Below are 14,342 nucleotides of genomic sequence, written 5' to 3' on the forward strand. Positions count from 1 at the left end.
CATTCTTTGCAGTTAAGTATAGAGCATAGCCAGGAATAACCGCTGCCAATCAATAAGACCGATGATAGCTGCCATCCCTTTCAAAATGAATACGTATGCAGATATTTCCGCCTTCTGTACTCATCACAGTATGCTAGTAACGCATCATTCACCAACTAAATTAGGGATCCCATGCGCTTACTAAGCTATCTCACACTTTCCAGTGGCCTGTTTTGTTCTGCCATCCAAGCTGCAAGCTATTCGGTTAACTCTCCTGATGGTGCTATCAAATTCACCATCTCCGATAGCCAGTCTCAGCCTCAGTACAACGTCTCGTTTAACAACAAACCACTACTGAATACCTCTAAACTCGGTTTTGAATTCAAACATGCAGCACCGATGAAAGAGAATCTGGAAATAAGCGCTAGCGCCACCAGCAGTTACCAACAAACTTGGCAGCAGCCATGGGGTGAGGCCCGATTAGTCACCGATCATCACAACGAGCTGGCCGTCACGTTTAAGGATAAAGACAGCAAAGACACAGCCTTTACACTTAGAGTCCGAGTATTTAATGATGGCTTAGGGTTTCGTTACGAAGTCAACCAAAGCAACGCCTTGTACATAACCAAAGAGTTAACTGAATTCAACTTTGCCGACAGTCATAATAGTACAGCTTGGTGGATCCCAGCACGCGGCTGGAATCGCTATGAATACACTTACAACACAACTCCCTTACAACAGGCTGCGCACGTACATACTCCGTTCACGCTAAAAAATGCTGATGGCGTGCACGTTAGTGTGCATGAAGCTGCCTTGCTTGATTACGCAGCGATGACCCTCAATCAACGTCGCCCGGGGACGTTTGTCGCGGATCTAACCCCATGGTCAGACGGTATTCGGGTCAAAACAAACGGTAAATTTAAAACACCTTGGCGTACGCTACAAATTGGTGATGAAGCCATCGACCTCTTGAATTCTCATTTGATCCTGAACTTAAATGAGCCGAATAAATTGGGTGATGTATCATGGGTCGAACCCGGTAAATACTTGGGGATCTGGTGGGGTATGCACATTGGCAAAAATACTTGGGGTAGCGGAGAAAAGCATGGTGCTACAACAGAGCAAACTAAAGCCTATTTAAGTTTTGCCGCAGAACATGGCTTTGATGGCGTACTTGTTGAAGGCTGGAATATAGGCTGGGATGGAGATTGGTTCTACAACGGTGATGTATTTAGCTTTACGCAGGCATACCCTGATTTTGATATGAAAGCCATCAGTGAGCACAGCAAACAAGTGGGCGCTCGTTTGATAGGACATCACGAGACCTCAGGCAACGTCAGCAACTATAGAAAACAAATGCATGATGCTTTTGAGCTTTATCAGAACTCGGGAGTGCGTCAGGTTAAAACAGGTTACGTTGCCGATGGCGGAAATATTAAACGTATTGATGAGCGCGGTCATCCCCTCTATGAATGGCATGATGGTCAATTCATGGTGAATGAGTACCTTGATAACGTTAAGCTGGCAGCAAAATACCAGATCAGCATTAATACTCACGAACCTATCAAAGATACAGGACTACGCCGAACCTATCCGAACTGGCTAAGCCGAGAAGGGGCAAGAGGTCAGGAATTTAATGCTTGGGGTACACCGCCTAATCCACCAGAACATACGCCCATGCTAGCCTTCACCCGCATGTTGGCGGGTCCTATGGACTTTACACCTGGCATTTTTGATATGAGCTTCAATGGTTTAGGAGACAAGACCAATCGCCCACAAACCACGCTGGCTAAACAGCTTGCGCTTTATGTCGTACTTTACAGCCCAATCCAAATGGCTGCTGATTTGCCAGAAAATTACTTAGCAAAGCCTGACGCTTTTCAATTTATTAAAGATGTACCCACAGATTGGGAGACCAGTATCGCTTTGGCTGGTGAAGTCGGCGATTACGTTGTTTTTGCCCGCCAAGAAAGAAAGCGTGGCCAATATACGGGGAATGATTGGTACTTAGGGGCTATCACCGACGAGCATGCCCGTAGTATTGACATCAAACTAGACTTTTTAGAATCCAACAAAAAGTACGAAGCACACATCTACCAAGATGGCGAACAAGCCGAATGGAAACACAATCCTTACGACATATCGATTAACAAGCGCATTGTTAGCGCAAAAGACAAACTCACACTAAAACTTGCCACCAGCGGTGGTACAGCCATTCGCTTTAAGGCGATTTAAATTCCCCATGAGAGGCAGTACAAATGTGCTGCCTTTCATTTTTTAGCACGACAAAACGATTGCTTTAACGGCATACTAATTAGCTAAATGATACGAAAGTTAGTCAATCTCACTAATTTCACTTCCTGAAAAAAATTTAACCATATGATATTTAATATATAATTTCTTTGGTTCAGTAATTGCATCCAAAGTCGTACTCTCTTAGTCAATATGCTTTAAGGAAAATGACAATGCCAGTGCCAATCAATGACCGTCCTTTAGAAACGGTACGTGAAGAAGTTATCGATCAGCTGATTTTAAATTACAGCCATGGCGAGCTATCTGCAGATGCATTTGAGCGACGGTTAGACAAAGCCTATCAAATTGATGAACAAAGTCAGTTACAAGAACTGGTTGCCGATCTTCCGCTACAATCAGACCCTCGCTACTACAGTGAGAAGCAAGCGCGTATGCAGCCAAAATTTACCGCATCACATCCACATCAAGAATCTCTGACCATCACATCGATTCTAAGCTCAGATCATCGTGGCGGGGACTGGGTGGTTCCTAAGCACATTCGCTTAAATAACTATTTCGGTAGCACAGAGTTAGATTTTAGAAATGCGGTTTTTACTCACCCTGAGGTGATCATCGAGGTCAACTGTATAATGGGCAGCGATGAAATTATCATTCCTGAAAATATTGATGTTATTACCAATACAACTAATATCATGGGTCATGTCAGCAATAACCGCTCCCAGTTATCTACCAATACTCTCACCAAACAACGTCCTCGGTTATATATTCAAGGAAAGGTAATCCTAGGCAGTATTGATATTTACGTGAAAAAAACTATGCAAGAGAAAATGAAGCAGTTTGCCACTAGTTTAAAATCAATGTTTGACGAAAGTAAACTGGGCTAAATGCCAATGAAAAGTTGAGAGGGAAGCTTCCCCCGTTACTTTATTCACGACACAGCCCGTAGTAATAAGCATCAGCTCGTTGTGTAGTCAATTGAAAGTGACGACGTAAGTGCCCCTCTCTTTGCATACCGAGCTTTTCCATTAATTTCCATGAAGCAGTATTTTCAGTCGCACACAAAGCGGTTATTTTCATCACCTCCTGCTCGACAAAAAGGTGCTCAATAAACACCGAGACTGCTTCATACGCATATCCTTGACCGATATAATCTTTATGTAACCTATAGCCTATTTCACCGATCAAACTCTCCTTGTTTACGTACTTAAACATTAACTCCCCAATCAAGCGTTCATTACTTTGCAACGTAATGGCTAAGGCGAGGCGTTCATTTTCCTGTGCATGCCAAGGTTTACATCCCTCAAGTAAACGTTGCTTAGCTTGCTCATAACTTGCAGGTTCGCCAATATACCGAGATGTGAGCGCACAACTTCGGTGCTCAAAGCTTGCTGCCAAATCATCGGGCGTCACAGGTCTTATTACCAATCGCTTCGTATTAAACTGCATTACATACTCCTTGCTCGTTTATCTAGTAAAAATCTATGCCATGACCACTTGCTCAAGAACAAGGTCAACCACGCCCAGCCCAATAATACCGCCATGAACCAAGTGATCCATGCCATATCGCTAGGCACATCTATAAAATAACTGTTACACGCTACAGCTAGCACAGTGAACAGCAACAACTCACATGCGCCTATTAGTGCATTCGCACTACCCGCATGTTCACAAAAGTGTTCACTGAGCATTTGAATATAAATGGCAAAATACCCGCCAAACATCACCATGACTAGTCCGTAGGCGAACAGCGCATTCAACAGCGTAAACGACATAAACATGTAGCAAACACCACTTAACACTAATAATGGCCAAAACATACCTGTTACCCACGCCATATTTAAATGCCGCTGCAGCTTGCGACTTAGCAAACTCCCCACTAGTAAACCAGCCATGGGCAACATCATGACACTACCAAATTGCGCTTCGCTCAGTGCGAATTGCTGCTGTAGAACAAATGGAAAATACAGCTGTGTCGTCATGTAGATAAATGTTGGTGTCCACTTAAACAAGGCGATGGCTACAAATTTAGGGGCGCTAAGCAACGCCAGATATTGTTTAAATATGTGATGAGGATACAACGATACCGCCACGTTACTACTTAACTCAGTAGGTAATAGCCAGTACCCGATCAAGGCGACGATCATCAAATAGGCACTCAATGCCCAGGCAACAAATTGCCAATCAGCCCAACTCGCCAGTACTCCACCAAACCATGGCGCTAAAATAGCCACACAACTGGCAACCATTGCAAGGTAGCCTAATGCCTCGCGTAACTGCGAACCACGGTACACCGCCCCTAGAATGGTACGACTGATGAGTAAAGGTGCTGCTGCACCCAACCCTTGCAGCAAGCGCCCAAGCGCAAAGCACTCAGTATTCGTAGCCAAAGCACAGCAAATACTTCCTACAACAAACACTAACTGCCCAGCTAAGAAGACCTGCCTATCTCCATACTTATCTCGTAGTGGGCCAACCACGAGTTGCGATAAACCAAGGCATATAAAATAACCTGTGATCATCATTTGGCTAAGTCCCTGACTCATCTGAAGGTCTGCAGCAATCTGTGGTAATACCGGGAAAAATATTTGGCTAGCGAGCTGTGAACTAGACAGTAATAACATCGCGATGATCAACATGATTTATTTACCTGTGTAAATTCTGTGATGACTATAGGCTTTACTTTGCTGACAAAAAACCCTGTAATGGGAATAACATTATGTCCTCATAGGAATAAATATGGATTGGCTTAGTGCAGCTAAAAGTTTTATATTAACCGCTGAATACGGCAGCTTCACACAAGCTGCTGAGGAACTGAATATTTCTTCATCCGCGGTGAGTAAACGTATCGATTGGTTAGAAAAGCAAATGGGGCTAAGCTTACTGATCCGCACAACAAGGCATGTTCAACTTAGTGAAGCGGGTCATTTGTTGTTGCCTAAAGCGCAATCACTCATCGCTCAATTTGACCATATTTTAGAGCACTCACAGGAGGTCAATAAAACCCCTTCGGGAACGCTTAAAATAGCTGCGACATTAGCGGTTGGCAATAGCCTCCTCATGCCTAGTATTCAGGCTTTTCTAGCACAATATCCTCAGATCAAGATTCAGCTCAATGTACTAGCACCCGGTACCCTACCCGATCTACACCATGATCTCGTTATCACCCGCCATTATAATGAGTTTGATTCAGTCGCCCACAAAGGGACCTGTTTACTGGAATATCAAATGAAACTGTTTGCTTCGCCTTGCTATTTGCAACGCCATAGTGCCATTAAAAGTGTGGACGATTTAGCCGGTCACAAAATGTTGCTAAGTAGTTACTATCAAAAGAAAGGCCATATCATGCTCAGTGACAATTCTATTTTCACCTTCAAAGATTACAACTTTGTGTCCGATCACCTTGATGCCATGCTTGAGGCTGCGATACAAGGAATGGGACTGATGTTAATCTCCGCGGGGTATATTCATAAACAACTACAAGAGGGCACACTAGTACCTGTACTACCACACGTGAAATCCGCCAATAAGCAATTATGGGCGTATTACCCTAACAGCGCATTCATTCCTATAAAAACTAGGTTATTTATCGATCACCTCAAACAGCAACTGGCCACGCAGCACACACTGTAACCGCGGGCCATATTTGATCATCGGCTAAAGAGGCGCACTCATTTGGGGTTGATGACGCCTTAAATGCCAGCCAATAAACTGACTCAACAACAATGAACAGCCCGCCAGAGCTGCACCAAAATAAAATACCAAGGCGCTATCATAGAGCCACACTACACCAAAGCTTGCAGGAATAATCACCGCCGCGATGTGATTGATGGTAAAGCTGACCCCAGCCGTCGACGCAATATCTTGAGGGCGAGCAATTTTCTGAAAGTAAGTTTTTAATGCAATAGCCATTGCAAAAAACAGATGATCTACCACGTATAAAGCGGCCGCCAATTGGGCAGACTCAACTAAAGCGTAACCGGTAAAGACTAACATCAAGCCTGTGTATTCTATGGTCAAAGCTTTTTGTTCGCCTATTTTGCCGATCATCCTACCAATAACAGGCGCTGCAAAAATGTTGATAACGTGGTTTAACATGTAGAGCATGGTAATTTGTGCCACATCAAAGCCAAACTTTTCAACCATGAGGAAGCCAGCGAACACCATAAAGATTTGCCTGCGTGCGCCGGAAAAGAACAGCAATAAGTAATACAGGCTGTATTCTTTTCGTAAGATGATCTTTTTATGTTGTGCGTTGTGCTGTTTAAAGTGAGGAAATGCGCTTATCATAAATAATGTCAGCGCTAAACCTACTCCTCCTAACACGAGATATAGCCACTCATAGCTTGCGGATAAAAATGTGACACCGAGCCAAATTACCCCAAAAGTGAGCAACGAAGCCATAGACTTAATAGACAACAACTGACCTAGCTTTTGTGGCGCTTCATCTTTATTAAACCACTGTAAACTCAGGGACTGATTAAGCGTTTCAAAGTAATGAAACCCTATCGACATAAGAACTGTGGTGGCATACAAGCCGTAAATACTTGGAAATAAACCTGTTATAGCTACACCAATAGACAGTAAACACAGGCTGATAAGGGCAAACGTTTGCTCCTTTACAACCAGTAAGATAAACACCGCCGTAAATGCTAAAAAGCCTGGGATCTCTCGCAAAGATTGCAACATCCCCATATTTGCGCCATTAAACTGAGCAGCTTCTACTGCAAAGTTGTTTAGCAAAGCCGTCCAAGCTGCAAATGTCACCGCCATGACAATTGTTGATAATGTCAAAAAGCCAAATGGTGTCTTCCATCTTGACCGAGGTTGAATATCTTCCATTATTATTTTCCTTCAAGCACATTAAATAAGCAGTTTCATTCTACTGCCTAGTTAATGTGACCAAAATCCAATTTATAGACAGATAATTTATCAGTTCGGACAAATTGCACATTAATCTTCAGTGTTTTACTGTGGCTACTTTCATCCTTGTAAGAAATAGCAAACTGATACGTACTTGCTTTTACGCAAGGATCTTAGTAAATCTTACCCTGAGAGCAAAAATCTCTTATAGTGCCTTAAAGTCAGGTAACGTATATGCTGAAAGTAGAGGCTTAGCATGGTTAATAGCCAACCCAATGGCAGCGCTGCTCACTGGAATAGCATCGCAACACGTTTCAAATTAAAACGCTTAGGTAGGCCGGTTTACCCAAGAGCCAGTACTATGCCACCTTGGCAACACGTTCAGACACATCAGCATACCTGGGGACAGCTTGCATACACCAGCAACGGGGTTCTCAGTATTGTGACACCCGAAGGAAACTTCGTGATCCCTCCAGACCAAGCGCTATGGCTTCCCCCTAATTTACCCCATGAAACATTTTGCAGATATGGCGGACATTTTAGAAGTGTTTATATCGACGAAAAATATGCGCCACTATTGGGTAACACTGCAAAATTGCTACATGTAGATGAACTCTTAAAAGCAATGATATTGGAAATATGCGCTTGGGAGACAGACTATGCACTTGATGACAAAACACTGCGCTTTATCCAAGTATTTGTAGATAGGCTTGAATCAGCACCAACCAGCTCATTTTTCATGCCTACTGCGCAAGATGACAGGCTTCTACCAATCATCAGTGAATTACACGCCAATCCAGGATGCCACAAAACTTTGCAACAATGGGGTGAAGAAATTGGTGCATCGACGCGAACGCTTAATCGCTTGTTTACGAAAAGCTTTGCAATGAACTTCAGTCAGTGGAAACAAAAATTAAGGGCATTAAGAGCAGTAGAAATGATAGAAGCTGGTCATAACCAGCAGCATATTGCTGAACAACTTGGGTTTGAGTCTAGCTCGGCTTTCAATACATCTTTTAAAAAAGTGTTTAATTGTACACCGGGCCAATACTTAAAACGCCCTTAGAATATTTTTTCAGGCCTTGAACACACAAGGCCATCGCAAGCTTGCGTGTTAATTTAGTACTACAAATGTTCCTTCAAACTTAGCAACCAATACATCACCATCATGAACCCTTACAGGTACAATATACTTTGCTTTGCCGTCTGCTTTAAGGTCTTCAAAGTTGCCCTGACAATCTGCAATTGAGACTGAAGCACTTGGCGCAGTCGTGAGCGGCTTCAAATACTTTATATTAGCGTCTGCCAGCACTATGTTCCCTTCTAAGTTTTTTTCCTTTAATGCCAAATAAGTCGCACCCCAGCCCGTTAATGTTGCCATGCTATATATTGAGCCTGCAAACATTGAGTTGTGAAGATTCAAATTCGCTTTTAGATCTGCACGAGTTGAAAACTGCCAGTTGGTATAGCTCTCAACCTTGATCCCCATCGCATCACTAATAGGTATCGACTCTCTCCAAGTATCTTGTAACACTTGCGTCCATTCTGGATGGCGAAACCAGCCTGGTTCAGTGGGCCGTTGTTTAACCATTTTCCAATGCTGGATATCGTTGTAAGCCAAATGCGCTTTTTCAACCATCTGATAGCCATGGTTCTCATAAAACGCCAACGCTCTTTCTCTGGCAAATAAAACCAACTCTTCTGCGTTTTGCTGCCAAGCAATTTTCTCTAACTCATGTAATAATCGGCTGCCTAGGTTCTGACTTCGATGAGCTTCTGAAACAGCCATATAGCGCACTTGTGCTTGTTGTTGTGTATTAAAGTGTAACCTAGCTACTGCAAGCACTTTGCCTTCATTATCTTTGATGTATAAATGTTCAGACTCTTGCTCTAAGTCGTCTTGCTCAGAGCCTCTAGGCTGACCCCAAGGCTCGCGTAAAACTTGCCAGCGTAGTTGGTAATAGGCCTGCCAATCTTCACTGCTTTGTGGTGAGCTAACCTTAAACATAAATACTCCTGTTATTCATTTTTCTTGGCGATGAGCAATAGACCATACTAGAAATCACAGAAACTGAACATACTCTATTGGTAGAATGCCATTGCCAAGTGTAAAAATTACCGAACAAAGTGGCATTACGACGATCGTGAGCTATGCTGATGTTACTATGCATAATTTTGTGACTGCCCAAGGCACGATCGCCAACCAATTTGTGCAACAGAGCCACCAACTAGGTCATTTACTTTATTGGCACAAGCATGGCAATGTCAGCATACAAGTTCGGCAAGACAAAACCTTGCGCTGGTTGTTGATCAACGACACCTTACAATCTGTAGTGGAGAAAGACCACCCAGAGCAGCTCCTTTTTCCTCATTTACAAACTCTTGCAGCGATATGGCAAGATTTACCCACACCCAATAAGGTATTAGAACTAGGGTTAGGTGGAGGTGCAATCAGAGATTATCTACATGCCATTTACCCTGAATGTAAGGTACTTTCCGTAGATAACAATCCAGACATAGTACATTGCTATAAAAAGTACTTCCGTGGCGAGCAAGGGTGTAGTGTAGCTTGCATGGATGCCGATACGGCGTTATCTGGAGGCAAGCGGTATGATTGGATTATTCTTGATTTATTCAGTGAAATGGATGCGCCACTATTTTTGTTTCAGCACCCATTTTACAGACAGTTACGTGCAGCACTCAATGATGATGGCTGGCTATTTATCAACTTTCTTTCCGAACATCCATCTCAACGCCAGCGACTAGAACATTTACTGATCACTAATTTTGGTAAAAAACCAAAAGTAGAAACCGTCGATGACTACGCTAACCACATCATCGCGATTAAACGCTAAACCGCAAGGTTGAAGGTTACTGGCCCATCATTGCACAAAGTCACTTGCATATCCGCAGCAAACTGCCCTGTTGCAACCTTTAAACCCAACTCCCTAGCTTGCTGCACAAATAACTCATATAACGCGTTTGCATGTTCTGGAACCGCTGCCGATGAAAAACTGGGTCTCATTCCTTTTCGTGTATCAGCCGCAAGTGTAAATTGAGATACAACGAGCAGCTCTCCGGCTATATCTTTCAGGCTAAGATTCATCTTGCCATCATTATCTGTAAATACTCGGTAATTAGTTACTTTATGCAATAGCTTGGCAACGTGTGCTTGTGTGTCTTCTTTCTCCACACCCAACAGTAGTACTAAACCCGTTTTAATTTCACCAATGACCTCGCCATCCACCTCAACTTTGGCACACGATACTCTTTGAATTAAGCCTTGCACAGACGCCCCTTTTACAATATCGACAAAGTGCATCACTATAAGCCAATCGATATACAATCACCAGAGTCGTTCTAGTGTTATGCGTGCAGCTTACAGGCTAAAAGATCTGCAGCTCGGCGTATTGCTTCAAAATAGGCTTGGCTGGCACCACTGTGCCCTAAACCGTCCAAGATATACAATTGGGCATTGAGCTCATCAGCTAAGCGCTGAACAGGCGCAAAGCGACATACAAGATCGTGCCTGCCATGTACAAACCAAATAGGGAGCGCTTTAAGTACCTGTGGCGCTGTATCTAAATCCTGTAACTGGGCGAATACTTCGGAACTGAAATAATGACACATTATTTTTGCCTGTTGTGTAATACAATTAGCATGTTCTAAGTGATATCTGCTCAAAGAAGCCGCTAGGGTTACCTGTCTATCCCATTCGTGCCAATGATGAGCTGCCTTATGCTGCAATAACTCATCATCACTGTGTAAAGCATCACTGTAATAAGCTAATACATCTTCTGCACTTTGCAGACCCTGACTGAACGCATTATAGCTTTCAGGGTAGAACTGTGCTCCAGCTCCTTGCGGGGAATATAACCACTGTAAATCTTGCTCCGTAGCTAAAAAAGACGCCCATAACACTAGGCCCTTAACACGCTCAGGGTGCTTATGCGCAAAAAGAAGGCTCAATGTTGCCCCCCAAGAACCACCAACCATCACTGTCTTGTTGATTTCGAGGTGATCTAGCAGCTTAAGTATGTCATGAACGAGGTGGTTAGGTGTATTATGGTGCAACTCATGAGGGGTTGAACCACCGCACCCGCGCTGGCTATACAAAATGATTCGATAGCGTTCTGGGTTAAAATATTGTGTTGATTCTGGGTTTAGACCACACCCAGGGCCCCCGTGATTGACAAGTACAGGTAACCCATCCGGTTTGCCATACTCTTCAACATAAATCTGATGCCCATCGCCAACAGCCAAATGGAAACTGCGCAATGCCTCTCCAACGATATAGCCCTGTGCCATTGTTCACCTCATTACTTAATATGTGCCTTCTTCCTCCATCTGTTTATCGTCGTGTTTAAACCAAGGCTCATGCTCGCCTAAACAAACTGTAAATTCAGCACCTAACAGTACTACAATCCACGATAGATAAACCCATACAAACAGAATCGGAACCGTCGCTAACGCGCCGTAAATCACTTCATAAGAAGGAAAGTGGCTGATATAAGCAGCAAACCCTTTCTTTGATAACTCAAACAATAGTGCCGCAAACAACGCCCCAGGAACCGCTGCTCGAAATGATACACGCGTGTTAGGCACTAAAGTATAGAGCATAATGAAACCGGCCATTGAAATCACATAGGGTAATAGCTTTAGCAAAAAACCGCTAAAGCCTGGGATCCCTTGGTCTGCAAAAGACACAAGAGAAACAATGTAGGAGGTCACACCTATGCTTGCGCCAAGTAACACTGGTCCAAGCGTCAAAACCATCCAATAAATTGCAAAAGAAATCATGAGCGGGCGTTTTTTCTCAACCCGCCATATTCTGTTCAGCGCTGCATCTACATTTCTTATCAGTAACAGCGCTATAGCTGCTAAAAAGCCAATACCTACAGCTGTCATCTGATTTGCATTGCCTGTAAATGCACTAATATGAGACTTAATACTATCTGTTGAGGTAGGCACGAAATTATTAAAGATAAAATTTTCTATCGCGATTCGGGTATCTTCAAAGCCTGGGAATGCAGAAAATATTGCCACACCGACAGCGATTAGAGGCACTAAAGACAGCAATGTTACATATGCAAGATAGCCAGCATTAACCGTGATCTGATCCTCAGCACAGCGTTTTAAGTAGTCTCGCCACCACTTCGGTTGCATCAAAATAAGTTGCTTTACCTTCACCACCAATTGTTCAACCCTAACCTTCATAGCCGTCTAATTCTTGGAAACTCTTTGCACATCATAGCAATCAGTTACATAATTTACAGCAAGATTAATAGCAAACTGGTTTAATATGAAACGTATCACATTGGTCACCGCACTCGTCCTAGGCCTTACAGGGTGTCAGAGCGCATACTACTCCGCCATGGAAAAGGTAGGGATTCATAAGCGTGAAATTCTTGTAGATAGAGTTGAAAATACCAAAGAGTCGCAACAAGAATCACAACAAGAGTTTCAATCTGCACTCGAACGCCTCAGCACATTGATAAATTTTGATGGTAAAGAGTTACAGGCTGTTTATGAGCAACTAAACGATGATTACGAGTCAAGTCTAGCGTCTGCGCAGAAAGTCAGTGCCAATATCGACAAAGTAGAAGACGTGGCCGAAGCTTTGTTTGATGAATGGCAAGATGAGCTAGAGCAATATTCTAGCGAAAAGCTAAAAAGAGAAAGTGATAAAAAGCTCAAACAAACACAGAGACAATTTGATAGATTGCTTCGCTCAATGCGTAGCAGCGAAAGAAAAATGCAACCTGTGTTAGCATCACTCAAAGATAATGTTTTGTATCTAAAACACAATCTAAATGCGCAAGCTATTGCCGCCATTCGAGGTGAGTTCAAAAGCTTACAAACGGATATTCAGTCATTAATTAATGATATGAACCGCTCTATTGAAGATTCGAACAAGTTTATAGAGCAGATGAATACAACGAATTAAAACGCAAAATTACCGACGCAGTTCTTGGTTTTCGAGCAAGCTGGGGTGCAAAGGATTAACGACAGCGAACTCAGTGAGTGCGTTTCCTTTGTGCAAGGTGGGATGAGCCAATTTAGCAGTTGCTGAGGGGCTATGGCTTAGCACCTGTGAAGGTTGCTTACTTCACCTTGCGCAGAACTCTCTGTGTCGCCACTTCGTGGTCACAAAGATTCTGCACGAAAAAACCCGACTCTTTCAAGTCGGGCTTCTCTTGTTAAGACTTATCTCTCTACGAAGTAGCTCCCTATCGAGTAGGATATTCTACTCTTGCACAACTTAGCCTTGCCCTGGACTTGGTGGTTCAATCCCACCCCCAGCACCAGCGCTGCCAGCGCCTCCAGTTATTAACTTTAAAGGACTTGTAGGAATAATTTTCATGCACACACTCCTTTGGAAAAATTGACAAAAGCGAGACCTCAATGCTTACCGATCCCCTTATTTACCCTATCACAATGATGAAAATTTAAAACCTTTTCAGGTACAAAATGTACTAATACCGATCCGCTTAAATCTCTGCTCTAATATAGCCTATATAAAATCACAGCTTAAATAACGTGAACCCAAACATATCAGAGCAGCCTTTTAACGCTTTCTCGAAAAGAACCAACCGCACAAAAACACATGCGCTTGCTCGCGGTGTCATTATTTTATGAGGAGAATAGCAGAACCGATATTGCAAAGCGTCTCAAAACACTGAATTTGGGGTTCATTACCACTTAAATCATGTCTATAAAATACTAAAGCAGCTTCGTTTTAGTTGGATCATAAGTCGCTCGAAACATCCAAAACAATCATTACAAAGCCAAGAAGTTTTTAAAAAAACTTCCAACTGGAAACGAGCCATCACACACCAGAACACCTTCCTCTTTGACCGTATCAACGCATGGTTTCAGGATGAAGCTCAATTTGGCCAGCAAAATCCAACTACGCGCATTTGGGCTGGAACAGTCACTCGGCCAAGGATTGTAAAACAACAGCAGTTTGAGTATGGGTACTTATTTGCTGCAGTATGCCCTGCCATAGGCTGCACATGAGTCAGATATCACAAGCTACACCAGTAGGAAGACATGCTGTTGTGATAATCGATGGTGCAAGTTGGCACACATAAGTGGCTACCCCCACATGGCAGCTAAAGTACAAATGTTTAATGACAAAGCGCGAAGCTAGGGTGCAAAAGGTTAGCGACTGTGAGCGAAGCGAATACGCTCTTTTTACGCAAGCTGGGGTGCAAAATTACGGACGAAGTCCGTAGCTTTTGCGCAAG

The 14,342-nt window shown here is 43.2% G+C and carries 13 protein-coding genes and 1 pseudogene; 7 read left to right on the forward strand and 7 right to left on the reverse strand.

The features are described from left to right. Positions 1 to 171: 171 nt before the first annotated feature. The gene (locus L1070_RS17965) at positions 172 to 2,214 is read left to right on the forward strand and encodes a glycoside hydrolase family 97 protein (RefSeq protein ID WP_237126594.1); all 2,043 of its coding nucleotides are present in this window, start codon (positions 172 to 174) and stop codon (positions 2,212 to 2,214) included. A 230-nt stretch (positions 2,215 to 2,444) separates the two neighbouring features. Then, the gene (locus tag L1070_RS17970) at positions 2,445 to 3,116 is read left to right on the forward strand and encodes a LiaF domain-containing protein (protein WP_237126595.1); all 672 of its coding nucleotides are present in this window, start codon (positions 2,445 to 2,447) and stop codon (positions 3,114 to 3,116) included. Between the two features lie 40 nt (positions 3,117 to 3,156). On the opposite strand, the gene L1070_RS17975 is transcribed toward L1070_RS17970, so the two are convergent. Both L1070_RS17975 and L1070_RS17980 read right to left on the reverse strand, forming a co-directional pair. Next, positions 3,157 to 3,678: a GNAT family N-acetyltransferase gene (locus tag L1070_RS17975; RefSeq protein ID WP_237126596.1), complete on the reverse strand. Its 522-nt coding sequence runs from the start codon at positions 3,676 to 3,678 to the stop codon at positions 3,157 to 3,159. Then, entirely contained in the window at positions 3,678 to 4,868 is a 1,191-nt protein-coding gene (locus tag L1070_RS17980; protein ID WP_237126597.1) for an MFS transporter, read from the reverse strand. Before L1070_RS17980 ends, L1070_RS17975 begins: the two co-directional genes overlap by 1 nt. 100 nt (positions 4,869 to 4,968) lie before the next feature. Between L1070_RS17980 and L1070_RS17985 the strand changes: the two genes are divergently transcribed. Beyond that, on the forward strand, positions 4,969 to 5,862 hold the full coding sequence (locus L1070_RS17985) for a LysR family transcriptional regulator (RefSeq protein WP_237126598.1): 894 nt from the start codon (positions 4,969 to 4,971) through the stop codon (positions 5,860 to 5,862). A 24-nt stretch (positions 5,863 to 5,886) separates the two neighbouring features. On the opposite strand, the gene L1070_RS17990 is transcribed toward L1070_RS17985, so the two are convergent. Then, complete coding sequence (locus L1070_RS17990; RefSeq protein ID WP_239032332.1) at positions 5,887 to 7,071, reverse strand: MFS transporter; 1,185 nt, start codon at positions 7,069 to 7,071, stop codon at positions 5,887 to 5,889. A 277-nt stretch (positions 7,072 to 7,348) separates the two neighbouring features. Here L1070_RS17990 and L1070_RS17995 point away from each other — a divergent pair, with 277 nt between their 5' ends. Next, complete coding sequence (locus L1070_RS17995) at positions 7,349 to 8,158, forward strand: helix-turn-helix transcriptional regulator (protein WP_070987875.1); 810 nt, start codon at positions 7,349 to 7,351, stop codon at positions 8,156 to 8,158. Between the two features lie 48 nt (positions 8,159 to 8,206). Here L1070_RS17995 and L1070_RS18000 read toward each other — a convergent pair whose 3' ends face one another. Next, positions 8,207 to 9,100 (reverse strand): bifunctional GNAT family N-acetyltransferase/hotdog fold thioesterase, encoded by an 894-nt coding sequence (locus tag L1070_RS18000; protein ID WP_237126599.1) that lies wholly within the window; start codon positions 9,098 to 9,100, stop codon positions 8,207 to 8,209. An 85-nt stretch (positions 9,101 to 9,185) separates the two neighbouring features. On the opposite strand from L1070_RS18000, the gene L1070_RS18005 reads away from it, so the two are divergent. Further along, positions 9,186 to 9,947, forward strand: coding sequence for an SAM-dependent methyltransferase (locus L1070_RS18005; RefSeq protein WP_237126600.1), 762 nt, complete (start codon positions 9,186 to 9,188; stop codon positions 9,945 to 9,947). Here L1070_RS18005 and dtd read toward each other — a convergent pair. The 3 genes from dtd to L1070_RS18020 all read right to left on the reverse strand — a co-directional run bounded on the left by dtd (position 9,944) and on the right by L1070_RS18020 (position 12,309). Further along, positions 9,944 to 10,381, reverse strand: coding sequence for a D-aminoacyl-tRNA deacylase (gene dtd, locus L1070_RS18010; protein WP_070987971.1), 438 nt, complete (start codon positions 10,379 to 10,381; stop codon positions 9,944 to 9,946). The two genes, L1070_RS18005 and dtd, sit on opposite strands and share 4 nt — an antisense overlap. A gap of 77 nt (positions 10,382 to 10,458) precedes the next feature. Then, positions 10,459 to 11,400 carry an alpha/beta fold hydrolase gene (locus L1070_RS18015; RefSeq protein ID WP_237126601.1) on the reverse strand — a complete coding sequence of 314 codons (942 nt, stop codon included), beginning with the start codon at positions 11,398 to 11,400 and terminating at the stop codon, positions 10,459 to 10,461. 15 nt (positions 11,401 to 11,415) lie between these two features. Further along, on the reverse strand, positions 11,416 to 12,309 hold the full coding sequence (locus tag L1070_RS18020; RefSeq protein ID WP_237126602.1) for a virulence factor BrkB family protein: 894 nt from the start codon (positions 12,307 to 12,309) through the stop codon (positions 11,416 to 11,418). Positions 12,310 to 12,394: 85 nt separating this feature from the next. Between L1070_RS18020 and L1070_RS18025 the strand changes: the two genes are divergently transcribed. Then, positions 12,395 to 13,039 carry a DUF2959 domain-containing protein gene (locus tag L1070_RS18025; RefSeq protein WP_237126603.1) on the forward strand — a complete coding sequence of 215 codons (645 nt, stop codon included), beginning with the start codon at positions 12,395 to 12,397 and terminating at the stop codon, positions 13,037 to 13,039. Positions 13,040 to 13,770: 731 nt separating this feature from the next. Beyond that, positions 13,771 to 14,180: pseudogene (locus L1070_RS18030) on the forward strand (winged helix-turn-helix domain-containing protein); the annotation flags it as partial. Positions 14,181 to 14,342: the final 162 nt, after the last annotated feature.

This window comes from Pseudoalteromonas sp. MMG022 (genome assembly GCF_021654245.1).
GTDB lineage: Bacteria > Pseudomonadota > Gammaproteobacteria > Enterobacterales > Alteromonadaceae > Pseudoalteromonas > Pseudoalteromonas amylolytica.